19 protein-coding genes and 2 pseudogenes are annotated in these 21,924 nt (G+C 55.8%); 6 read left to right on the forward strand and 15 right to left on the reverse strand.

The window, feature by feature from the left end:
- Positions 1 to 18: 18 nt before the first annotated feature.
- From phnE to HP062_RS01475, 4 genes are read right to left on the reverse strand one after another with little or no spacing between them, the layout of a single operon-like run.
- Entirely contained in the window at positions 19 to 786 is a 768-nt protein-coding gene (gene phnE, locus HP062_RS01460; protein ID WP_172790661.1) for a phosphonate ABC transporter, permease protein PhnE, read from the reverse strand.
- On the reverse strand, positions 783 to 1,610 hold the full coding sequence (locus HP062_RS01465; RefSeq protein ID WP_172790662.1) for an ABC transporter permease: 828 nt from the start codon (positions 1,608 to 1,610) through the stop codon (positions 783 to 785). Before HP062_RS01465 ends, phnE begins: the two co-directional genes overlap by 4 nt.
- Complete coding sequence (locus tag HP062_RS01470) at positions 1,604 to 2,401, reverse strand: phosphonate ABC transporter ATP-binding protein (RefSeq protein WP_172790663.1); 798 nt, start codon at positions 2,399 to 2,401, stop codon at positions 1,604 to 1,606. Before HP062_RS01470 ends, HP062_RS01465 begins: the two co-directional genes overlap by 7 nt.
- Complete coding sequence (locus HP062_RS01475; RefSeq protein ID WP_010459090.1) at positions 2,398 to 3,249, reverse strand: putative selenate ABC transporter substrate-binding protein; 852 nt, start codon at positions 3,247 to 3,249, stop codon at positions 2,398 to 2,400. The genes HP062_RS01470 and HP062_RS01475 overlap by 4 nt, the downstream gene beginning before the upstream one ends.
- Before the next feature lie 645 nt (positions 3,250 to 3,894).
- Here HP062_RS01475 and HP062_RS01480 point away from each other — a divergent pair.
- From HP062_RS01480 to HP062_RS31380, 3 genes are all read left to right on the forward strand, one after another.
- Positions 3,895 to 4,257 (forward strand): DUF6124 family protein, encoded by a 363-nt coding sequence (locus HP062_RS01480; protein WP_010459091.1) that lies wholly within the window; start codon positions 3,895 to 3,897, stop codon positions 4,255 to 4,257.
- A gap of 444 nt (positions 4,258 to 4,701) precedes the next feature.
- Positions 4,702 to 5,109 carry a hypothetical protein gene (locus HP062_RS01485; protein WP_172790664.1) on the forward strand — a complete coding sequence of 136 codons (408 nt, stop codon included), beginning with the start codon at positions 4,702 to 4,704 and terminating at the stop codon, positions 5,107 to 5,109.
- 204 nt (positions 5,110 to 5,313) lie between these two features.
- Positions 5,314 to 5,490: a hypothetical protein gene (locus tag HP062_RS31380; protein ID WP_372242832.1), complete on the forward strand. Its 177-nt coding sequence runs from the start codon at positions 5,314 to 5,316 to the stop codon at positions 5,488 to 5,490.
- Between the two features lies 1 nt (position 5,491).
- On the opposite strand, the gene HP062_RS01495 is transcribed toward HP062_RS31380, so the two are convergent.
- From HP062_RS01495 to HP062_RS01525, 7 genes and pseudogenes are all read right to left on the reverse strand, one after another.
- Complete coding sequence (locus tag HP062_RS01495) at positions 5,492 to 6,295, reverse strand: 2OG-Fe(II) oxygenase (RefSeq protein WP_145310895.1); 804 nt, start codon at positions 6,293 to 6,295, stop codon at positions 5,492 to 5,494.
- Between the two features lie 83 nt (positions 6,296 to 6,378).
- A complete protein-coding gene (locus tag HP062_RS01500; protein WP_083377112.1) occupies positions 6,379 to 7,185 on the reverse strand; it encodes a glycosyltransferase family 2 protein in 807 nt (268 codons plus the stop codon).
- Between the two features lie 737 nt (positions 7,186 to 7,922).
- A pseudogene (locus HP062_RS01505) lies at positions 7,923 to 9,055 on the reverse strand (aminotransferase class V-fold PLP-dependent enzyme).
- Positions 9,056 to 9,554: 499 nt separating this feature from the next.
- A pseudogene (locus HP062_RS01510) lies at positions 9,555 to 10,990 on the reverse strand (IS1182 family transposase).
- A 120-nt stretch (positions 10,991 to 11,110) separates the two neighbouring features.
- Positions 11,111 to 11,353, reverse strand: coding sequence for a hypothetical protein (locus tag HP062_RS01515; RefSeq protein WP_081853949.1), 243 nt, complete (start codon positions 11,351 to 11,353; stop codon positions 11,111 to 11,113).
- 385 nt (positions 11,354 to 11,738) lie between these two features.
- On the reverse strand, positions 11,739 to 12,770 hold the full coding sequence (locus HP062_RS01520; RefSeq protein WP_172790620.1) for an IS110 family transposase: 1,032 nt from the start codon (positions 12,768 to 12,770) through the stop codon (positions 11,739 to 11,741).
- Positions 12,771 to 13,120: 350 nt separating this feature from the next.
- Positions 13,121 to 14,389 carry an OmpP1/FadL family transporter gene (locus HP062_RS01525; RefSeq protein WP_172790665.1) on the reverse strand — a complete coding sequence of 423 codons (1,269 nt, stop codon included), beginning with the start codon at positions 14,387 to 14,389 and terminating at the stop codon, positions 13,121 to 13,123.
- A 220-nt stretch (positions 14,390 to 14,609) separates the two neighbouring features.
- Between HP062_RS01525 and HP062_RS01530 the strand changes: the two genes are divergently transcribed.
- Positions 14,610 to 15,404 (forward strand): transporter, encoded by a 795-nt coding sequence (locus tag HP062_RS01530; RefSeq protein ID WP_256666187.1) that lies wholly within the window; start codon positions 14,610 to 14,612, stop codon positions 15,402 to 15,404.
- Between the two features lie 109 nt (positions 15,405 to 15,513).
- On the opposite strand, the gene HP062_RS01535 is transcribed toward HP062_RS01530, so the two are convergent.
- The 3 genes from HP062_RS01535 to HP062_RS01550 all read right to left on the reverse strand — a co-directional run bounded on the left by HP062_RS01535 (position 15,514) and on the right by HP062_RS01550 (position 18,936).
- Entirely contained in the window at positions 15,514 to 17,172 is a 1,659-nt protein-coding gene (locus HP062_RS01535; RefSeq protein WP_010459100.1) for an arylsulfatase, read from the reverse strand.
- 312 nt (positions 17,173 to 17,484) lie between these two features.
- Positions 17,485 to 17,934 carry a hypothetical protein gene (locus HP062_RS01540; RefSeq protein WP_010459101.1) on the reverse strand — a complete coding sequence of 150 codons (450 nt, stop codon included), beginning with the start codon at positions 17,932 to 17,934 and terminating at the stop codon, positions 17,485 to 17,487.
- Positions 17,935 to 18,648: 714 nt separating this feature from the next.
- Entirely contained in the window at positions 18,649 to 18,936 is a 288-nt protein-coding gene (locus tag HP062_RS01550; RefSeq protein WP_105642014.1) for a barstar family protein, read from the reverse strand.
- 122 nt (positions 18,937 to 19,058) lie between these two features.
- Between HP062_RS01550 and HP062_RS01555 the strand changes: the two genes are divergently transcribed.
- Positions 19,059 to 20,489 carry an IS1182 family transposase gene (locus HP062_RS01555; protein ID WP_172790667.1) on the forward strand — a complete coding sequence of 477 codons (1,431 nt, stop codon included), beginning with the start codon at positions 19,059 to 19,061 and terminating at the stop codon, positions 20,487 to 20,489.
- A 250-nt stretch (positions 20,490 to 20,739) separates the two neighbouring features.
- On the opposite strand, the gene HP062_RS01560 is transcribed toward HP062_RS01555, so the two are convergent.
- Positions 20,740 to 21,222 carry an HIT family protein gene (locus HP062_RS01560; RefSeq protein ID WP_172792524.1) on the reverse strand — a complete coding sequence of 161 codons (483 nt, stop codon included), beginning with the start codon at positions 21,220 to 21,222 and terminating at the stop codon, positions 20,740 to 20,742.
- A gap of 232 nt (positions 21,223 to 21,454) precedes the next feature.
- Between HP062_RS01560 and HP062_RS01565 the strand changes: the two genes are divergently transcribed.
- Positions 21,455 to 21,799, forward strand: coding sequence for a VOC family protein (locus tag HP062_RS01565; protein WP_172790668.1), 345 nt, complete (start codon positions 21,455 to 21,457; stop codon positions 21,797 to 21,799).
- Positions 21,800 to 21,924: the final 125 nt, after the last annotated feature.

The raw sequence follows: 21,924 nt of genomic DNA on the forward strand, positions 1-21,924 counted from the left end.
GGCGTTCTGCGAAAGCAGTCAAGCCTTGACCCAGCGTTGACGGCTCCAGCTGCTCAATGAATCGACGGCGATCACCAGTAGCAACATGGCCAGGATTACCGTGCTGGCTTGAGCTTCCTGGAACAGGCTGAGGCTGACATACAGCATTTGCCCCAAACCACCGGCGCCGACGAATCCGAGCACACTGGCCATGCGAATGTTGTTTTCCCAGCGGTACAGGATGTAGGCGAGAAGCTGCGGCAACAGGTTGGGCAGGGTGCCGTAACAGAACGCCGAGATGGCATTGCCGCCCTGCAGGCGGATGGCATCGGCCGGTTCGGGCGGGGTGTTTTCCAGTGCTTCGGCAAACAGCCGGCCGAGTACGCCGGTGGTGTGCAGGGCCAAGGCGAGGGTGCCTGCATTGGGGCCGAGTCCGGCGGCAAGCACCATCAGCGCCGCCCATACCAGTTCCGGAACCGCGCGCAAGGCATTGAGGACCAGGCGCGATGCACTCTGCAACGGCCAGCCGAAACGCCCGGCCGCGGGCAATGCCAACAGCAGCCCGAAGACCGCCGCGAGCAGGGTGCCCAAGACGGACATGGCAATGGTTTCCAGCGCGCCGTGACCGATGGCTTGCAGATGACCCGCGCTCAGGTCCGGGCTCAGGAAACGCTGCACATAGGCAGCCATCTGCTTCAGGTTGCCGGCGCTGCCGAGTTCGCCGAGGTCGATGCTCAGGTAGATGAACGAGGCGACTGCCGCAGCGCCAATGCCCAGGAGCAGCACCAGATTGATCAGGCGATTCATGTCAGCCTCCAGCGCAGCAGGCGGCTGAGTTGATCGGCGAGCAGCACCAGGACGAGGAACGTCAGTAACAAACTGGCCACTTCACCCCCGGCGAACATGCGTAGCGACAGATCCATTTGCTGACCCAGACCGCCGGCACCGACAAAGCCCATCACCACCGAGGCGCGGATCGCGCACTCCCAGCGGTACACCGTGTACGACAGCAGCTCCGCCGCGACATTGGGCAAAATCCCGTAGCAAAACGCTGCCAGTCGACCGCTGCCTGAACGCAGTAATGCATGGGCTGGTCGCTGGTCGACCGACTCGAAAATTTCTGCGTAGACCTTGCCCAACATGCCGCTGTAGGTAATCGCAATAGCCAATACCCCGGCGGTCGGGCCGAGGCCGACGGCGCGCACGAACAGCAGGGCCCAGACGATTTCCGGCACGCTGCGCAGGAAGATCAACAAACCGCGTACCGGCCAACGCAGCAGTTGGCCGCCGAAGCTTGGGTGACCGGCACGGGATGCGGCCGACAGCGACAGGGCGCGACTGGCCAGCAGGCTGGCAGGGACGGCCAATAGCAACGCCAGGGCCATACCGGCCGTGGCGATGGCCAGTGTCTGCAGAGTGGCTTGCAACAGCAGTTCGATGAACTCGGCGTCATGGGCCGGAGGCCAGAAGGCGGAAACAAACCGGCCCATCTCGCTCTGACTGTCACTCGCCACTAAAACGCCGAGGTCCAATTCGCTGAAGTGGATGCCCGGCCACAACAGGGCGAGCGCCAGCAGGGTGAGGAGCAAACGGGGCAGGGCGGCGGGATCGCGCGAGGCAGACGTCAGCATCGGGGAATCTGCACACTCAAGGACACTGGAGGCACCGGTAAGGTGTGCAATTGCTCATTGGCGTAGAGCGTGTCGAGCAGCTCGCGGTCGACGTCGCCGGCGGCAAGGTCGAACAGGATCTTCCCGTCACGCAGGCCGATGATCCGCGAAAAGTGCGCCAGGGCCAGCTCCACCGCATGCAGGCTGGCGATCAGGGTGACGTTGTGCTCCCGGGCATGGCGGCAGAGCACCGAAAGCGTGTGTTCGGCCAGCACCGGGTCCATTGCCGAAACCGGCTCATCGGCCAGCAGCACCTCGGGCGCTTGATACAACACGCGGGCAATGCCCACGCGCTGTAGCTGGCCGCCGGACAGTTGCTGGCAGTGTGCGAACAGTTTATCGCCCAGGTCCAGCCTGGCCAGCGCCGCGCGGGCGCCCGGAATATCCAGAGGATGCATCAGGTTCAGCAGGCTCTTGCCCAGGCCCCATTGACCCAACTTTCCGGCCAGCACCGCGGTGACCACACGCTGGCGCGGTGGCAGGGGCGGCGATTGATGGATCAGACCGATGCGTGCGCGCAAACGCTGGCGCTGCCGGGCAGACAGCTGCCACGCTCGCTCGCCGAGCACCTGCAACTCGCCGTTGTCCGGTCGCAACGCGGTGGCCAGCAAGTTGAGCAGGCTCGACTTGCCAGCGCCGGACGGGCCGATGACGGCAACCTGCTCGCCTGCACCGATGTGCAGGTTCACCTCTCGCAATGCCTTGACGCCGTTGGCATGGGTCAGGCTGGCCTGGGTCAGACGCAAGGTCATTTCAGCAGGTCGGCAGCGCGTGCGGCTTCCTCGATGCCTTTGTAATTGTCAGGGCTGGTTTCGATGAACCGGCTGGCCGCCTGCAAATCGAGAATTTCCTTGTCCTTCGGGTTCGCCGGATCGAGTGCCAGGAAGGCCGCCTTGATCTTCGCCGCCAGCGCCGGGTCGAGGGTCCCGCGCACTGTCCAGTTGTAGTCGAAGTAGGCCGGGGTGGTCGCAAACACTTTGACTTTGGCGGTGTCGACCTTGCCGGCAGCGACCAGTTTTTCCCACACGCTGGCGTTCAGCACCCCGGCGTCCACCTTGCCGGCCTGGACCCAGGCGACGGTGGCGTCATGGGCGCCCGAGTAGCCGACGCGGCTGAAGTAGGTTTCTGGCTTGATGCCATCCTTGAGCATGAAATAGCGCGGCATGAGACTGCCCGACGTGGAGGACACCGAGCCGAACGCGAAGGTCTTGCCTTTCAGGTCGGCGAGGGATTTGACGTTCGGGTCGGCGGTGATGAATTTGCTGGTGAACTGGGCATCCTGTTCGCGCTGCACCAGCGGAATGGCATTACCGGTTTTCAGGCGTGCCTGCACAAACGTAAAGCCGCCCAGCCAGGCCAGGTCGATGCGGTCGGTGGCCAGCGCTTCGACCACGGCCGGATAGTCGCTCACCGGCACGAACTCGACCTTCATGCCCAGCTTTTGCTCCAGATAAACGCCCAGCGGCTTGAACTTGCGCAGCAGTTCAGTCGGGGCTTCATCGGGAATCGCGCTGACTTTCAAGGTGTCGGCGGCCTGCGCCAACAGGCTGCCAAATGTCAGGGTAAGGCCGACGGCCAATGCCAGGGTACGCTTGAGCATGGAAGCTCTCCGGTGAATGAACTGAAAAATGATCGATGCGCCTGACGCAAGCTGAACTTGCTTGGCGCTTTGTGAGGGTAGACGAAGCGGGGGCATATTAACCGGTTTTGACCTAGTCAATATGTGTCGTGATGGACTGCACAACCATTGCTCGAACTGAACCTTGACTACGCCGTTGGCATTTAACCGGCATTTTAATCTCTCACATTGTTTTCTGACGCAAACAGGCCTGCGTGTACGCTTTTGGGCGAGCGCTACGCGTCGCTGTTTTTTGAGTGCTTTAAACATGTTTGGGCGCGCGCGTTTAAAGACACTCGGCGTTACGTCCTAACGGCTACAACGCCTTGCGTCGTTGCCTACGCGTGCGCCAGAATCCGCCGGCTTGTGCGGCTTTTGGGGGGGCTATATCGTTTCCCTGTCACTGAAAAACAGTGATCGGGTTTGGTAGCCCGCTTGTGACAGTCGCATGGCGACACCTTAGGCAGTCCCTTCTTTCGGACTCTGCTTTTATGGTGGGCATGCGTGGGGCTCCTTTGTGAGCGCCGGGTTTCCTGTCGCAACCGGTCTACCAACCCACGTATGGCCGCCACCCTCGTTTGGTAGCGAGAGTGATGGCTCCTTATATTTGTGACGGGAGCTTCATCTATGATCAAACCAACACCCAACCCACCGGACACCAATCCGGCATCCCCCTACGAATCCCTCGATTCCAGAAAACTCCACGAAGCCGCCGAACGCGCCCTCGACCACTACCTCAATCCGGGCGCCCACATCATGGCCAGCAACCACGAACCCGAACCCATGTTCCTCGCCAACCCGGCATACGACACCGAGTCCCTGCTGGCCAACGCCAGCGAATCACTGGGCTCGGCCACTACTATGCTCAGCAATTTTGCGGCGTTATTGGATAACTCACATCGCAAGACGCTGTTGGGGATTACCCAAGTGGTGATGTTGGGGGAGTTGGCGGTGAATCAGGCGTTGGATAAGGTTGAGGTGAAGGAGTAAGAGTGCACCCTCTGTGACGGTGGGTTAACCCGTCGTCACAGAGGGGAGGTGACTGCATCAGAATCAAAGGTCCGAACCGGAGGGCATTCGGTTATGAAAGATTTGCACGAAGTTGCCCAGCCTATTGCCCAGGTGTGTTCGTCCCTCTTCCTTCCCGTTCGAAGAACCGTTGCACTGGCGGGATGAGCGGGGGCGCATCGCCCCCTGACGCGAGGCCCCTGCAAAAAGTAACGACGAATTTGCCTCGACACATCCTGCGCTTTGGGTCGACTGCGGCATTTCGTGACTGACTGCAGTCGGCCAATAGCTGACCTTGCAGATCGGCTGCCAGAAAGCCACTTTTCCACTGCTATGCTAACAACGTCTGTTTCTACGCCAGAGACGAGCACATGGCAGCACAAGGCATTTTTTATTCATTGCACATCGTCAGAGGAACGCCCCGCGATGCGACACTTACTTAAGCATTCGAGACTTCGTTTTGGCTTTTTGCTGACTGTTATCTCAATGGGGCTAACTGCTTGTTCCAGTAACGACAATATCAATACACCTGCCAAAGCCATTGCTCGACCACCGATCGATGATAGCGAGACGTCTTCTGTACGTGTCACTACCAGTTGGATACAACACTCGCTTAGTCAAGCTGAATGCCTGAAGCACGCTCAATCAGCGCTTACAAAAGCGAGATATTTTGTTGATGCCGGAGACAGGTCCGTTTTTGGGTTTCGTCAAGGGATGACTTTTTCGATCCGCTGCGACTACGAAGGCGTTGCATTTTTAGCAGTGGCTTATCGCCACAGACCCAGTGTTGAAACGCAGGATCGGATCTTGAATGAAATAACCAGGTTATTTTAAGGACTGGTGACAGGCTGCAAACCGCCAAAAGCAGTCGGTCGGTCTAGTCTACGAAATCTTGGTTATTCAGAGCGTTCAAGGTTGTTCTAGTGAAGTCACATCGCAATTGTCATCCGGTTGGCCGAGTATTACCGCATAAACTCGGCGGTTACCCTTACCGGACACGACGTATCTGACGTTGTCGAAGAAGTGGGGCCGGGTGTGATGGCCTTGGCACCAGGAGACAAAGTCTGGTACACCCCGGCCAGGAAGTTATGCCGAGTACCACGCTGCTGCAGAAAGCATTATCGGGAAGAAGTCTCCCTCGCCGAGCCATCTTTAGGCGGCAAGCCTGAGCCTGGTCTGCGGAACGGCGGGGGGGCGTCCTCTCTAGCGATATAGCTTAGTTTCTCTTTTTGATTAGTTTGTTCAAGTAGTACTTGAGGCTTAAACGATCTTTGGGCCTTGGCTTGTAATGTGTTTTATTTCTTTGTGCGGGATCGGCCGCCATGGTTTGTGCGGTGTAATAATAAAGCGCTATAGACCTGCGCGTGATGTGCTCCGGAGTCGTTAAAGGCTCGGGGTGCCCATGATTACTGTCTTTGTCTGTGTTGAAAATGACACAGCGGTTATAAATTGGCAGGACTTTTTTAAGACAAGTCTTCATGTCGACATCCCAAAGTTCCAGGTTGCCGCCGTACTCCTCTTGCCAGTCTTCATTCAGATAAATTATGGCATTCAACCTGCGTTCAATATTAAGCTTTTTGTTGAGTCTGAAGTCCGAGTGAACACCTAGGAAGCCACCACTTTTCGTTTCATGTAGCCCGCCACCGATAAAGTAGGGGTCGGGTATCAAACCTTCGATGCCCGTGAGCTTTTCAAGAAACTGCAACATGGGGGCCGAGTTAAAGGCGTTGAAAACAGTCTTCAAATAGGGGGCGCATTCGTTGGGACTGATTTGTCGTTTGCGCTGACCTTTATAGCCGCGCTCGTAGAGCATTTCGTTGTTAGTTGGCTCGACTGGGAAGTGCGAACAGATACTCGCAATCAGGTCTTCCTGTAAAAAGTTATCGATGACTATATGTGGAAATGGCGTAGCCTGGATATAGCTACTGGCTAGCGAGTCACCCAAAGCGCTGGCGGCGCTCTGGTCGAAATCAAGCTCCGGGGAGAGGGTGATAGGTAGTGTTTGAGTGATGGGGGCCATTACCGCTCCAATAACTTAATATAAAAACCCAAGGATAATTTCAAGCCGTGTCGCACACACTACTCGCTGCGTGCCTTCAACGCTTAGCTTTGGCTGTTGTCTTTGTTAAGACGCTTGAGAATGTTGTTGTACATTTTGGTTCGTCTATGAGTCTTTTCATAGCCACCAGCCGCTGCGACAGTGCCGGACTGAATGTGATCTAGATAGCTGAAAATTTTACGCGGCGATAACATTTCAATGACATAGCCAAGCTCGGTCATGCGGTCTTGGAGGGTGTAGCCGGGCACACGATCATCCATCGAGAAACGCAAGCCGTGCTGTTTGATAAGTTTGCAGTTCCACAATGTACAGAAACTCTTCAAGTAGACTTCTCTGTACGGTTTTGGTTCTCTGGAACGTAATCCCAAGGAGATTTTCAGGCGTCTGAAATGGTGCTTTAACAATCGTGAGCTAAACCGCCAAAGGGTTCTCGTGGTCCCACGATTTAGTTGCTCTACACAACCGACGGCTACAATGTTGGGGTTTTTCATGCATTTATTTAGCATCATTGGAAAAACATTTTTATCGAAAATAAATGTATCGGTGTGCATCAGGAGTAAATAATCAGACTCAATCCGCTCCAAAACCATGTCAAGTGCTTTGCCATGGGCGATATGGCCCTGCTCTGGTTCAGAAACAGTACGCTCGATTAAGTTGATCCAGTCAAGAGTCCGCAAGTACTCAGTACTTTCATCGGCGGAATAGTTGTCAACTACCCATATTGGAACGATACCACCCACATGCTGATGCAATAAATCCAAACATATCTTGGTGATTTCTGGTGTCTTGTAATTCACTATCACTATACTGAAGCTCTTAGCGCTTTCACCCAGAAAACTAGTGTTATTCATCGCTCAGGCACCCAACGGTGTTGTATGTGAATATAGAAATAACTGACCTATGGACAGTTGCCGCTTATTTGTCTGCGAAAAATTTTGCGTGACTATAAAACACAATTTGTTAATCCGTTTTGTCATACACCGAATAACCATAGCTTACTCAGACGTGATGGGCAGGAATAAATGCGGACTCCATCGTATAAGGACCTACTCCATCGGTAAATATCCGTGAATTAATTCGTCACATAAGGAGGCTGGTCAGGCGACCTTCTCGGGGAAGGGAGAGCTGAGCTTACGTGTGGCGTTCACATTCGGTGTGTTAGCACCTACAGAGTCTTCCCAAGCAGGGACGTCATGCGTGTGCCGCGTTTGAGCGTGCATAGGGTGCACGCGATCCATTTTTAGGGTACGCCCACATCAGTGAATGTAACTTGGGGTTAAGGCACAAGCAGCGTCTGCTCTTGGCCGATTTTTGACCGTTGTCACCGTCTGCAATGGGGAAATCCAAGTCATTCAGCCGCCAATCATCCACCCCGCGTAAGGCTTCGTTGGAACCCTTTTCTGATAGCGCTGAAGGGTGCACGTGTCAGTAAGACGCGTGCATGGGCGTTCCCTTGTGGTTCTAATATGACGTCCGGGCGACTAGCGTCAAATTTGTCGAAGATTAGCGCCATGGGCCGGCAGTGCCCGGGGCAGGATGCCTTCCTGGAACTCACAGGTCCGGCATCTGCTGCGGGCACGATGAGGGCTTAGTTAACCAACACCTCGTCCAATGCCTGCTCGAGGGTGCTGACCGTGCGCTCGATATTGTGCAGCTTTTCGAGTCCGAACAGACCGATGCGGAAGGTCTGGAAGTCGGCCGGCTCGTCGCATTGCAACGGCACTCCGGCGGCGATCTGCAGGCCGTGGTTGGCAAATTTCTTGCCGCTCTTGATATCGGCATCATCGGTGTAGCTCACCACTACGCCAGGCGCCTGAAAGCCCGCTGCGGCCACGCTTTTGATGCCTTTGCCGGTCAACATTGCGCGCACCCGATCGCCCAAGGCCTGTTGTTCGTCGCGGACCTTGTCGAAACCGTAGGCTTGCGTCTCTTTCATCACTTCGTTAAATCGCGCGAGGGAATCGCTGGGCATGGTCGCATGGTAGGCATGTCCGCCCTGTTCGTAGGCCTGCATGATCTGAAGCCACTTTTTCAGGTCGCAGGCGAAGCTGGTGCTTTGCGTCTGCTCGATGCGCTCGAGGGCCAACGAACTGAGCATCACCAGTGCGCAGCAAGGGGAGGCGCTCCAGCCTTTCTGCGGTGCGCTGATCAGCAGGTCGACTGCGCATTGCTGCATATCAACCCAAAGCGTGCCTGAGGCGATGCAGTCCAGCACGAACAGGCCACCCACCGCGTGCACGGCGTCGCCGACGGCCCGCAGGTACTCGTCGGGCAGGATAATCCCTGATGAGGTTTCAACGTGGGGGGCGAAGACAATCTGCGGCTTCTGCGTCTGAATGGCTGCCAGCACTTCGTCCAGAGGGGCGGGGCGTAGGCCGCCTGGCGACCAGTCTCGACCGGTCGGGCTTTCAGCACCGTGGTGGCCGCCGGGATGTTGCCCATCTCAAGGATCTGGCTCCAGCGATAACTGAACCAGCCGTTGCGTATCACCAGGCATTGCTGGTCGGTGGCAAACTGGCGCGCCACCGCTTCCATGCCAAATGTGCCGCTGCCCGGAACCACCGCAACAGCCTGGGCGTTGTAGACCTGATTCAAGGTCCTGGAAATGTTCTTCATCACGTCTTGAAATGACTGCGACATGTGGTTGAGCGAGCGGTCGGTGTAGACCACTGAGTACTCGACCAACCCCTCGGGATCGATACTGGGATATACCTTTGACATGGGGTGACTCCTTTGGCAGAGATGTCAGTGGTATCGACCCTGCCCTAAGCCTTGGCAAATGACAAGATTGCTCGGGATCGAATTGCGATTTCTGTCGAGCGGCTGGCATCACCTGTGGGCGGCAACGGGTTCTAACTGCGTAGATTGCGCATATGAAATACAACGGTAAAAAGCAGGCAATTACCGATAACGAGTAAAACGGTGCAACTGCCCCCAGTCCGGTTGGCCGACAACGATGGTGCAACGCGGCAATCAGGTTACAACCAGTCTGTCCACTGACTGCTTATGACCGATTACAGCCTGTCGCGAAGGGCAGCAACCGACCCAGGCCGTGTGAAAACGCGCTAAACACCTCGAAAACTGAGAGTCGCGAGGGTTGCCTATGGAATCAGCGGGCGAAAGCGCAAATTAGCTCAGTCAGAGACATAGACGTTCGTAATGCCGTTTGGGCCGCGTCAGCGGCCCAAACGGCTACTCACGGACGATCAAGTAGCTGGGTTCACACCCTGATCGCCTCAAGCAGTCCTGCGATGCCGAAGATACTCATCATTCGTTTGAGGTTGTAGGCGAGCACATGAAGGCTCATCTCGATGCTCACCCTCGGCAGGGTTTTGGTCAGGAAGTGGGTACTTCCCATCCAGAACTTGAGCGCTCCAAAAGGATGTTCAACGGTCTGTCGACGAACCCTCATCATCGCTGGATCATTTTCCAGCCGTACCTGCATCGCATCGACTACAGCCTCATGTTCCCAGCGTTTCACACGGCGCTCCTTACCCGTCGTACATTGCTTTTGCATTGAGCAGGACTGGCAGCCCGAGAAGTAGTAACAATGCAATAACATGCCGTCTTCCATCGACGAATGCCGCCTAGTTAGTAACTGCCCCGCAGGGCATCGATACTCGTCCGACGCCGCAAGATAGATGAAGTCCTGCTTACCAAATCGGCCTTCGGCTTTGCTGCCAGATGTGAGGGGTTTCGGTACGAAGGTAGTGATGCCGGCTTGCTCGCAAGCAAGGATTTCCAGACCTTTGTAATAACCTCGGTCGGCCACCACCGTTAGCGATTCAGCCTCGATTTCTTCACGCGCCTGGTTCGCCATATTGCTCAGTTGCCCACGATCATTACCAACGTTGGTCACCTCGTGGGCAACGATCAGATGGTGTTTGTCGTCGACAGCTGTTTGTGCGTTGTAGCCAACCGTTCCGGTGCCTCGACCGCTTGTGGCCATTGAGCGTGCATCTGGGTCTGTGAGGGAGATCTGCTGGTCTGGACTTTCGTGGAGCTGCGCCTCGATTTCCTTGAGTTTCTGCATCTGCTTTTTCAGTGTTTCTATCTTTTCTTTAAGCCGCTCTGCTTTGGCCTCGGCGACTTCGGGTGTTGCCCGATCCGCCGAATCCATCGCCGCCAGATATCGATCAATACTCTGCTCGATCTGCTGCATGCGTGCCTTCACTTTGCCCTGAGTGAAGTTGCGGTCGCGATTATTGTCGGCTTTGAATTTGCTGCCGTCGATGGCGATGATCGACTGGGAGAAGAGATTGAGGTTGCGGCAAAGAACTACGAACTGGCGGCATACGCTGCGAATGGCTTTGCCGTTGTCTTTGCGAAAGTCGGCAATGGTTTGAAGTCCGGGGCCAAACGCCCCGTTAGCCACATCAACTCGACGTTGCGCTCGGCCTCACGCTCAAGCCGGCGGCTGGACTGAATCCGATTGAGATAGCCGTAGATATAGATCTTTAGCAAGACCGCTGGATGATAGGCCGGACGACCCGTTGCAGCAGGATCGACGCCCTCAAACCCAAGTGCGCCCAGGTCGAGTTCATCGACGAAAACGTCGACCACTCGGACTGGATTTTCTTCGGTTACGTAATCGTCCAGGCACTCCGGCAGCAGAGTCACTTGCGTCCGGGCCTCGCCTTCAATGAATCGCTTCATGATCGTCCTCGATACGATCTAGACGATCAGAAGATTAGACAATTGCAGGTGTTTTCACACAGCCTGGACCCAAAGCGGACGTCATTGGCGAACATCGGCGAATGGTCGTCTGGAAGTTTTTCACGCGGCAAAAGTAAGCACTCTAGTTTCTTGAGTATCTTCAATTAACGCGACCACTTGCTCTTTTGGATGCGGTAAAAGTTCGGGGTATTCATCTGCTAGATATTCGATAATCGCATCTGCATCCCAGGGTCCGAGCGAAGTCACGTAGTCAGGGTACTGATTTTGAACCTCTCTCCACGATGGGTAAGGATGCTTGGAGAGCAACATGCCTGTTTGAGTGTAAATAATTTGAATCTGCACAAGTCTATTTCCCGTATGTAGACAGCGGTCTGAATCGAGGCAAAACGAGTGTAAATCCTTTTTAGGAATGCCTGCCAGGCGGTGACGTATTGCCGAAAAAGAGTGGGCTGAGCGTCCGTATATGGACTCCTCCTCGTTGCAAGCTTCCCTCGCTTTGGCGCCCGTGCCGACTGCACACGTATATTCGGCCTCTGGATACAGCATCGTTTCGATGCAGGGCCATGATGGGCTATTCGCGCGCCGGCTCCCAATCGCTTCTACGTGCTTCGCGCACCTGGACACTTGAGGGGTTTGCCGACGCCGGTTCGACCGGTTTGCCATCGTTCGGGTTGCTTCGCAATCGTGGTAGACAGTTTTTTACTCGTTGGCGTAATAGATTCGTGGATCAGGCCGCGGCCTTGTCCGGTTGGTAATCAGTGTCGTTGCGCAGCATCGCCCAAGCCATGCGTGCAGTTTTGTTGGCCAGCGCGATAGCGGCCACATTGGGATGTGATCGCTCGGCTAAACGGACGGCCCACTGGCTGAGCCGGTCGTCTTTGGATTTGGCCGTGCGTAGTGCCGAGCGAGCACCATGGATCATCAGCGTTCGCAGATACGCATCACCACGCTTGCTGATACCGAGCAGTCGATCCTTACCCCCAGAACTGTGTTGCCTCGGTGTCAGTCCCAGCGAGGCGGCAAACTGTCGGCCATTGGCAAACTGACGGGCATCACCGAGAGCGACGACGAGTGCTGTGGCGATCATTGGGCCGACGCCACGCAGCTGTTGAAGACGGACGGCGGACGGCTCGCTTGTCGCGATCGCAGTGATCTCGCCGTCGAGTTTGCGTACGCGTTCATCCAGCGCACGAAGGTCGCCCCACAAACCATCCAGCAGACAACGAAAGCGAGCCGTCAAACCGTTATCCGCATCTTCTAGCCAGCACGGTATCGCACGACGCAGCATCAGTAATTCTTTCGGTGCAACGAGGCCGTACTCGGCGACCAGCCCGCGGATCTGATTGGCTTTGGCCGTCCGCTGTTCGATTAAACCGGCCCGAATGCGATGCGTCGCCTGGATATCCTGTTGTTCGATTGTCTTGATGGCGACGAAGCGCATGCTGGGACGGCTCATCGCTTCACAGATTGCCTCGGCATCGTTCGCGTCGTTCTTGTTGCTTTTGACATAGGGTTTAACGAACTGGGGGGCGATCAGCTTGACTCGAAATCCGCGAGTTTCGAGTTGCCGCGCCCAATGATGGGCCCCGCCGCAACTCTCCATGCCGATCTCACAACCAGGTTCGACCTTTTCCAGCACCGTTTGAAGCCAGCGATCACGTGGTAGCCGCTGCCGCCAGACCGGCTTCTCATGGCAATCCACACCGTGGATCTGAAACACGTTCTTGGCCAGGTCGACCCCAATGCGCATAAGCTTCATGTGTGGACTCCTTCTCACTGTTGACTGTGGTTCGCACCTTCAGTCTGGCACTCAAGATGCCGAGGCGAGGAGGAGTCCATCCCATTGCTTCTGGCCGAGACTGTGTAAAAACGTTTGTGAGCGCGTCAGGTACTCAAAACAGGACTGGAAATCGCGCCTCTACACGAAATCCACATCTGCTGACGTGCAGATAAATTTCAGATTTAACGTAGACGCGTACACTTCAATTTTGGCGAAGCGTTTTTACACACTCTGGGCCCATTGCAGACATTCATGTCTGCCTCTACAGAGGAATTTAGGGCTCAAAATGCGATTCATGGATTGAGTCATCATTTTTCGATAGCGGAACTTCAGAAACGCCACGTCATGTTGCCGGTCAGGGCTTGAATCCAGGCATCGTCGAACTGACCGGAGACTCGGTTGCCCGAGATCGACTTGGTCTGGTCCACCGGCATGTCGCCGAGCCAGACCATGGCCCAACTGACGTTGATGTCGGTGTCTTGGTTCAGAGCATAGGTGGCGCCTGTGGCGATGCGCCAGGACTCGCCCATAGGTACGATCACGCTGCGTTTGCTATCGGAGACAGCGCTGCTGTCGTAGGCCACGCCGACATTCCACAGCCATTGCTCGGTGGCCTGGTACTGCGCGCCAAGGGACAGGTGCCAGGTGTCCTTGAAACCGGCATCGACCGATTTCGACTGCGCGCCAAACGCCGTGGTGTCGACCTGTACGCCGATCTCACCGAATTCCGACCAGTCCTGCCAGTTGGCCGAGGCCAGCAAGGCCCATTGCCGGTCCAGTTGCTGGAACAGGCTGAGGGTCACGGTCTGCGGCACGGTGGTGTCGAGTTTGGTGTTGGTGTCGTTGATGCGTTCCAGCAAACGGCCGTCGCCTTTCACATCCAGCCGGTCTTCGAAGTCCAGGTCGACTTTGCTGGTGTAGGCCAGGCCAATGCGGGTGCCGGATTGCGGGGCATAGATCACCCCGACGTTGGCGCCATAACCCCAGGCACCATCCTTGTACTTGTACTGACCGTCAGCGCGATCGGTGAAACCGAAGGGAGAGCGGTCGATGGCGGTTTGCGCCTGCAACATGCCGTACATGGCCTTGACGCCAACGCCCACCGACCATTGCTCGTTGAAGCGATACGCCACGCTGGGCACCAGGGACAGACCCAGCAGGCTGGAGTTCTGCGCGAAGTAGCGGCCGGACCAATCGTTGTCGTAGTTGACCGCCAAGCCGAAGTCGCCGTACTGGCCGAAGCCGACGCTCCAATGTTCATCCAGTTCATGGCTGATGAAGAAACTGCCACCGGGGATCGGTTCGAGGGCATTGCCACTGCCGCTGCCGGCCACATTGCTGCCGGCGTCGCGATCGAAGCTCAGGTCGCCATACAGCACTTGCAAGCCGCCGGTGATCTGCGTGCCCGGCAGGTAACTCATACCCGCCGGGTTACTGGCGATGGTCGCTGGGCCTTGGGCCCGGGCGGCGGCACCGGCGTTGGCCAGGCCAGCGTTATCGGTGCTGATTTCGTAGAGCATGATGCCGCCGGCCCAGGCTTGCTGGCAGCACAGCGCGAGGAGCGTACAAGCAGGCAGGGCAGTGGTTTTGGTTGGCATGGTTAACCTCTATCCATTTTCGAATTAACGTAGCGCACGCCCGCATGTCCATGGAGTAACAGCAGGCATCCCACGCGCCTTCTCAAGTCGAATTGATACTAGTCGAGAAAACCTGAACTAAGCTCTCCGGGTCGCTTCGCATCGAGGCGGCACAACCGCAGTGGTAGTGCATATTCTCGTTATCGAGAAGGAGCTACTGATGAGCAAAGTCGTCCACCTCATGCCTGTCATTGCCCTGGTAATTATCTGGCCCGATACCGGCAAAACTGCCGATAGCCAGGCCGAGCTGGCCAAACAATCACTGAACCCGGTTGCTGCGCTGTACAGCGTGCCGATTCAGTACAACTGGAACCAGAAACTCGGCCCCAGTGGCGAGGGCTACCAAAGCGTCACCAATATCCAGCCGGTGCTGCCCTTCACCCTCAATGACGAGTGGAACCTTATTTCCCGAACCATCCTTCCAGTTATCGATCAACACGGTCTGGTACCGGGTGGGCAGGCGGACAAGTCCGGGGTCGGTGATGTGACCCAGAGCTTCTTTTTTTCACCCAAACACCCGACCGCGAGCGGCTGGATTTGGGGGGCAGGACCGGTAATCCTGGTGCCAACCGGCAGTGATGAGCTGTTGAGTGGTGAGCAGTGGGGGGCGGGTCCTACCGTGGTTGCCCTCAAGCAAAGTAACGGCTGGACCCGCGGTATCCTGGCCAATCACATTTGGTCGCTGGACCACAGCCCTCCCGATGACAAAGACAAAATCAACCAGACCTTCCTGCAACCGTTCTTCAGCTACACCACCCCTACCTACACCACCTTCGGCATCAACACTGAGTCCACCTACGACTGGAAAACCCGCGAATGGTCAGTGCCAATCAACCTGTTCGTGACCCAGCTGTTCAAAGTGGGTCATCAACCCATGAGCTTGCAAGTGGGCCCACGGTATTGGGCTGAAAGTCCGAAAGATGGCGCACAAGGCTGGGGGTTTCGGGTGGCGTATACGCTGTTGTTTCCAAAATGATTCCAGCTCCGCTGATGCATCTGTAGGCGTCACGAGTGGTCGCTGCTCGCAAACGTCAAAATGGCGAAGTGGCGGCCTCTGATGAAGCCGCCATGTTTCTCCTGTCTGATCAGTTACCTGCTGGCATCGGCAGGTTGATGCCTTCTTTTTTCAAGGTGTCACGCACGGTTTGGAATTTCTGGTATTGCGACAGCTCGATCGGCCCGTCATAACCCATGCTTTGCAGTTTGCGTGGTGGGTAATCGACGTAGGTTTTCATTAGCTTCATGATCGCGCCTGTGATCGGCACCATCGTCCAGGTACGCTCAGTAAAGTTGTTCATGAACAGGTCATAGCGCTCTTGCGGGTCTTGCCACAAGTCAAAGACCTGCGGCACGGTAGCTACATATTTTTCTGCGCCTTTCCATCCCAGGTTAGTGTCCACCGCCAGGCCGCCAGTTTGCGCGCCATCATCGCCGCGCAGGTTGAAAACGGCCTTGTAGTTTCCGACACGCGCCGCACCCGGGGACAGTTCGTTCTCGGTGAAGTAGAACCACTCCTTGCGCGGAGAAGGGCCACTGCCGGTGAGTACAGGGGTCATGTCGTAACTGTCGAAGATGATTGGCTGACCTTCGCGATCTTTTTCCGGCAGCTTCACGCCAGCGACAGAGGCGAAGGTCGCCATCAAATCCAGGCCACCGAGCAGCTCGTGGTTTTTTGTGTCGGGCTTGATCTTGTCTGGCCAGACGGCAATGGCTGGTACCCGGTTACCGCCCTCACGCACTGTGCCCTTGGTCCCGCGGAACGGGGTGTAGCCGGCGTCCGGATAAACATCCTGCCAGGCCCCGTTGTCAGTGGTGTAAACCACAAGCGTGTTCTTATCCAGGCCCAGTGCCTTGAGCTTGTCCAAAATGCGGCCGATGTGGGTATCGAGTTCGACCACCGAGTCGGCGTACTTGGACTTAGACATGGATTTATGCACGAACTCCGGTGCAGGCATGTTCGGCTGGTGCACTTTCATGAAATTGACGTTGATGAAAAACGGCTTGTCCGATTTGGCTGCCGTGTCGAGAAACTCCAGGGCAGCTTTTTCGACATAGTTGTCAAAGAACGGAATGCCGACCACGCCAGGTTTTCCATCCACGACAGGCGTGTCCACGTACTGGCCGTTGACCTTGAATTCTTCGATCGGTTTTTCCCCGGCCTTGCCGGACAATGCGCCCTTGGTCACCCGTTGGAACATGGCGCGGGTTTCCGGGTCCATGTCCGGGAACCAGGTCGGATCGGCGTAGGTGTAAGCGTTGAGGTGATACAGGCCGACGTATTTCATCACGTCATAACCTTGCGCATTGGGTAGCGCATAATCGGCTTCGCCCAAATGCCATTTGCCGGTGAAATAGGTGTCGTAGCCACCGGTTTTCAGCACCGATGCCAGCGTCCACTCGGCTGCTGGCAGACCACCGCCCTGGCCCTGGAAGGCCACGGTGGTCATGCCGCTACGATTAGGAATACGCCCGGTTTGCATGGCTGCCCGACCCGGTGTGCAGCTTGGCTGGGCATAAAAAGAGTAAAAAGTGACCCCTTCCGCCGCCAGCTCATCGATGCTGGGCGTCGGCATGCCTCGACCGACCCCACCGCCGTAAGGGCCCAGGTCGCCATAGCCGGTATCGTCGGAGACGATAAACAGAATATTGGTCTTTTCCGTCTGAGCCGCATGGGCAAGTCCGTTCAGTGACAAAAGCGCAGCAAACACTATTGATAGTTTGAAACGGTCCGATAACTGTTCCATACCAGGATTCCTCGTTGTTTCATGGTGCTGGCAACCGGTGATGGTGCACATCAACATTGACCCATGGTGCATTGACCACCGAGTAATTAGCCTAGGTACTGCGTACAGAATCATTTCCCCCTGTGGCATGACCATGCACGGGTTAAGGCGCAGGAAGGAGTCTAGTGCGGTTTTTTCAAATCAACGGGGCGATAGCCGTGTTTTGTTGGTGTATGTAACGCCAGGATTACAAACTGACTAGATACCAACCATGAACGCGGTAAACACAATCGCCACAAAGCGCGACTCGACTTAAAAATGACTACCGACGGTTCATCGAGTCGCGTGTGCAATATCGCCGCAGAAAATATCGGCGCTGCCATCCTCGGGTGAAGTACGCACGACAACGGCGTACTTGCCGGAAAGCAGGTCTGGCATTGTAATGGGCGCGCTTCTGTAAAAGGTCCATCCACCGGTGCCTGCATTGGGTTCGGTGTTGACCTTATCGTTCATTGCGTACGCGACTGGCCCGGGTTGCTGGCAACTGCCTTTGTTGATGAAGGTGTAGATGCGCGGCGGCAGGATGGTCCCGTTTGGAACGCCGGTAATGTAGAAGTCAAAGTTGGTTTGATTGCCTTCGCCAGTCAATGTAGTCGTGGCGGTATGACCAGGGTTTTTATGGGTCGCTGCCAACGGAAGATTCATTGATTGGTGTGAGGAGCTGGTGCAGCCGAAGAGACTTGCGGTAGTCAATAGCACTGACAGGGGGAGACGGAGTTTCATTGCCAACCTCCAATATTGGAAGAAGTGCGGTGGGAGGACTATTGGGTATAGCTCAATAACGTCGCTGTGCGTTCTTGAACGTCTACTTTTATAGCCCGTTAAATCCCTGAATCCCCCCGGTTTATCAATCAGACGTTGTGAGCTCGCATGCTCACACGCTTGAGCACCTGCAAGTAGGTGGGTGGCTGCGGCACGATGCCGCGCTGGCGCTAAAGTGCATGCAATTTAGGCAAGCGGAAATAGGGCGCTGACGCCATCAGATGATGCTCAATATGAAAATTGACCCGGATCGGCGCCACGCAAGCGCGGGCGATCCAACACGGACTGTGTGGTTCAGGTACTGAGCAGTACGTCCGGGCTTGATTCCAGGCAGGCCTGCTCCGCCATGGAGCGAATGTGTCTCACTGATCGAACAGACCTGCTGGCAATTGGCGGCTGCGAAGGACTCTGCGTCGAATTGCGTCCAGAAGGCCTTCAGCCACAACGTGACCATCCCGCGTAACCCGCAATCCGGTCAGCCAACCGGCCAGAAAGAAGAAAGGGACAGATTTGTTTTCTGTACTTTTGACCGGCAGCTTCTGGCCCAGAGTGTGTAAAAACAGATCAGCCAACGGCACTGAACCAAGGATCTCGTTGCTGGGTCTGCTAAAAGTTTCCCTGGGTGAAGCTGACGTTTTTACGTGGCCCCGACCGAATGTAGGCTTGAAAAATCGTTTAGTCGAACTCCACATCTGATGCGAGTTCTGGATACTCAATCTTCATGTCTGCAAGGCATTTTTGCATGAGCTTCGCATCCCCCGGCAAACGTCTGGATAAAGTATCCCACCCTGAAATTTTCAGTTGCGCGGGCATTTGCACAAGTCCTGTAATTGCGTCCCAGAAAGCATCCCAATTACAGCCGTACCAGCCGGGGAATCCGAGCGCAACCCTCAAGGTGGAATGGAGTTCATCGGAACTCGCCACCCCACTTAAGTCAATCTTTACAACCTGTAAGCGCGTCATCGTCAGCACCTCAAAAATTGTTCACCGGTGAGAGGGGTAACTGAAGTCTGCTTCTGCCATGGAGCCTATACCTCCACGCACCTTTGCTATGATTTCCGAGGGAGTTAACTCAGGGATCGTCAATGAAGCGCTTCATCCAAGGCGAACATCGCGGCCAAAGCACCTTGCTTCCCGAGAGCCTTGACGACTACGTCAGCGATACCAATCCGGTGCGTGTAGTTGACGTTTTCGTCGATGAACTCGACCTGGTCAAGCTGGGTTTTGACGGTGTCATACCGGCAGATACGGGCCGGCCAGCTTATCATCCCGCGATCCTGCTGAAGATTTACATCTACGGCTATCTCAACCGCATTCAGTCGAGCAGGCGCCTTGAGCGAGAGACGCAGCGCAATGTCGAATTGATGTGGCTGACCGGGCGATTGACGCCGGATTTCAAGACCATCGCCAACTTCCGAAAAGACAACAGCAAGGCCATCCGAGGAGTCTGCCGTCAGTTCGTCGTGCTCTGTCAGCAGCTAGGATTGTTCGGAGAAAATCTGGTTGCCATCGACGGCAGTAAATTCAAGGCCGTCAACAATCGTGACCGCAACTTCACCAGCGCCAAACTGAAGCGGCGAATGGAAGAAATTGAATCGAGCATCAGCCGTTACCTGACTGCGCTCGATGCTGCCGATCGGCAAGAACCAACTTCCTCTGAGCCCAGCGCCGTGCGGCTGGAGGAAAAAATCGCCAAGCTCAAAACTCAAATGAAGGAGCTTCAAGCGATCGAAATCCAGCTCAATGAATCGCCGGATAAACAGGTCTCACTGACCGATCCAGACGCCCGCTCCATGATGACGCGCGGTACGGGAATCGTCGGCTACAACGTGCAGACAGCGGTCGATACTCAGCACCATTTGATCGTTGCGCACGAGGTGACCAACGTCGGTTCCGACCGCGATCAACTCAGCTCGATGGCCAAGCAGGCCCGCGAGGCGATGGCGTCAGATACGTTGTCGGTAGTGGCTGACCGAGGTTACTTCAAAAGCGAACAAATCCTGGCTTGTCACGATGCAGGTATCACCGCCTATGTGCCCAAGCCGATGACCTCTGGAGCCAAGGCTGACGGGCGTTTCAATAACGATGCCTTCATCTATGACGCGGAAAAAAACGAATACATTTGCCCGGCTGGAGAGGCGCTGATCTGGCGCTATACCAACGTTGAAAAAGGCCTGACGTTGCACCGTTACTGGAGTTCGAAATGCCGGGGCTGCGCAATGAAACCGCAGTGCACACCGAGCACGGAACGGCGGGTTCGACGCTGGGAGCATGAAGCCGTACTGGAGGAAATGCAGAACCGGCTGAGCAACGCGCCGGAAATGATGCGGATCCGAAAACGGACGGTTGAGCATCCCTTCGGGACGCTCAAGCAATGGATGGGCGCGACACACTTCCTGACCCGAAAGCTTAACGGGGTGAGTGCAGAGATGAGCCTGAACGTGCTCGCCTACAACCTGAAAAGGGTCATGAAAATCATCGGCACCACTGGTTTGATGAAAGCGTTAACGGCGTAAAAACCGGTCTTTTTTACCCCTTCCAAATGACTTTAAAAGGCTGCTGAGCTGTTTTAACTGTTCCTGAAAGCGTCGTGACCTTGATCAGTTTGCGAAACGTGAGCACGGTCTCCTAGCGTCGATGATAGAAAACCCAATCTGACGTTTTTACACACTCTGGGCCGATTGCAGTCCCTGGTGACGGGCAGAAGTCGGCCAATAGCTACCATTCACGAAGGACATCGACCCCAAACGAACAAACCCGCTCCCCCTATCTGAATGCTATTCGTAAATCATCAATAACCTGCTTGATTGACGGCCCTTGAGCTTCAGGCGGCTCAGGGCTTTCTCCAAATTCACGCCAGATGAACAGCGTGAGTTCCGCTCCATCAGTCAGTGACTGGGCGTTTTCGTCGCTGGCGAAAGTCTGCAAAAGCCTGTACCGGGCATCTTTCCAGAAAAGCGTCTCGACCCAGGCGTACACCGGAATGAAGTGAAAGTGGATGGGGTAGCCAGGGGCGTGACCGAATCGGCTGATGTAGAGCCATTTCGGCTTCAGCTGCCATTCAAGGGTTTTCTGGATGTTGGCCATCAGCCCACCCAACTCTGCGAGTGCATCTTCGGGAAGTTCAGCCAGTGAGTTGACCTGAGTTTTCGCCCCCAGCATCAAATAGCCGGGAAGCGCCGACGACCTATGATGATTGAGAAGCCAATGGGTGGTTTCAAGAATGACGAATGGTGGTGCTATTTCCATGTGCTGATGTCCATGGTCATGGGGCACACAGAGTATCAAGGCATCGACTGTTGTGAAGGCCACCTCTGTGCCTATGCGCTTCTCACATCGGATTAATGCCGATTCATCACTGTTTTTCAAAGGCTCGGGGCACATTTTTGGCCAAACCCCGACGCCGTACTGCGCGTCATTCTCCACCTGACGAAGCGCAAAAAAATGCGTATTCACTGACGTTTCAGTCGGCACCAATGATTTGAACAACGCCCGCAGTTTCTACGACAGCTTACTGGGCGAATTGGGCCAGAAGCGTATTGCCGACCTCGGCGACAACGGTTCTATCTGGGGCGAGAACTTACCGTCCTTCTTTGTTCTGAAACCGGCGAACGACGCACCTGCCAGCGTCGGTAATGGGGTGACCATCAGTTTCGAAGCGCCGCCCCGTGCCGCCATCGACGCGTTCCATGCAGCCGCCTTGGCCGCTGGCGGTACCTGTGAATGCCTGCCGCGACCGCGTGGCTGGGCACCGAATGCCTACGCTGCCTATGCCCGTGATCTGGACGGCAACAAGAGGGCGGCCTATTGCTTCAGTCCCGATTAAAACCCGGTTCGCCTTGATTTTCGCCACCATGATCCTGTTGGACATACCCAGCAGGGCGTAGCGCGATTACCCCACTAGATGATCCACCAACGGGTGAACCGTCTCATCCACCGAGACCGGAGTCT

This window comes from Pseudomonas sp. B14-6 (assembly GCF_013260315.1).
GTDB lineage: Bacteria > Pseudomonadota > Gammaproteobacteria > Pseudomonadales > Pseudomonadaceae > Aquipseudomonas > Aquipseudomonas mandelii.

What these genes read in the sequence shown, in the direction of transcription:
- HP062_RS01470 (WP_172790663.1), bottom strand. Translation starts at nt 2,401, where the DNA reads ATGACCTTGCGTCTGACCCAGGCCAGCCTGACCCATGCCAACGGCGTC.
- HP062_RS01525 (WP_172790665.1), bottom strand. Translation starts at nt 14,389, where the DNA reads ATGCCAACCAAAACCACTGCCCTGCCTGCTTGTACGCTCCTCGCGCTG.
- HP062_RS01550 (WP_105642014.1), bottom strand. Translation starts at nt 18,936, where the DNA reads ATGACGCGCTTACAGGTTGTAAAGATTGACTTAAGTGGGGTGGCGAGT.
- HP062_RS01465 (WP_172790662.1), bottom strand. Translation starts at nt 1,610, where the DNA reads ATGCTGACGTCTGCCTCGCGCGATCCCGCCGCCCTGCCCCGTTTGCTC.
- HP062_RS01480 (WP_010459091.1), top strand. Translation starts at nt 3,895, where the DNA reads ATGATCAAACCAACACCCAACCCACCGGACACCAATCCGGCATCCCCC.
- HP062_RS31380 (WP_372242832.1), top strand. Translation starts at nt 5,314, where the DNA reads ATGGCCTTGGCACCAGGAGACAAAGTCTGGTACACCCCGGCCAGGAAG.
- HP062_RS01555 (WP_172790667.1), top strand. Translation starts at nt 19,059, where the DNA reads ATGAAGCGCTTCATCCAAGGCGAACATCGCGGCCAAAGCACCTTGCTT.
- HP062_RS01485 (WP_172790664.1), top strand. Translation starts at nt 4,702, where the DNA reads ATGCGACACTTACTTAAGCATTCGAGACTTCGTTTTGGCTTTTTGCTG.
- HP062_RS01520 (WP_172790620.1), bottom strand. Translation starts at nt 12,770, where the DNA reads ATGAAGCTTATGCGCATTGGGGTCGACCTGGCCAAGAACGTGTTTCAG.
- HP062_RS01475 (WP_010459090.1), bottom strand. Translation starts at nt 3,249, where the DNA reads ATGCTCAAGCGTACCCTGGCATTGGCCGTCGGCCTTACCCTGACATTT.
- HP062_RS01495 (WP_145310895.1), bottom strand. Translation starts at nt 6,295, where the DNA reads ATGGCCCCCATCACTCAAACACTACCTATCACCCTCTCCCCGGAGCTT.
- HP062_RS01500 (WP_083377112.1), bottom strand. Translation starts at nt 7,185, where the DNA reads ATGAATAACACTAGTTTTCTGGGTGAAAGCGCTAAGAGCTTCAGTATA.
- HP062_RS01540 (WP_010459101.1), bottom strand. Translation starts at nt 17,934, where the DNA reads ATGAAACTCCGTCTCCCCCTGTCAGTGCTATTGACTACCGCAAGTCTC.
- HP062_RS01535 (WP_010459100.1), bottom strand. Translation starts at nt 17,172, where the DNA reads ATGGAACAGTTATCGGACCGTTTCAAACTATCAATAGTGTTTGCTGCG.
- HP062_RS01530 (WP_256666187.1), top strand. Translation starts at nt 14,610, where the DNA reads ATGCCTGTCATTGCCCTGGTAATTATCTGGCCCGATACCGGCAAAACT.
- phnE (WP_172790661.1), bottom strand. Translation starts at nt 786, where the DNA reads ATGAATCGCCTGATCAATCTGGTGCTGCTCCTGGGCATTGGCGCTGCG.
- HP062_RS01560 (WP_172792524.1), bottom strand. Translation starts at nt 21,222, where the DNA reads ATGGAAATAGCACCACCATTCGTCATTCTTGAAACCACCCATTGGCTT.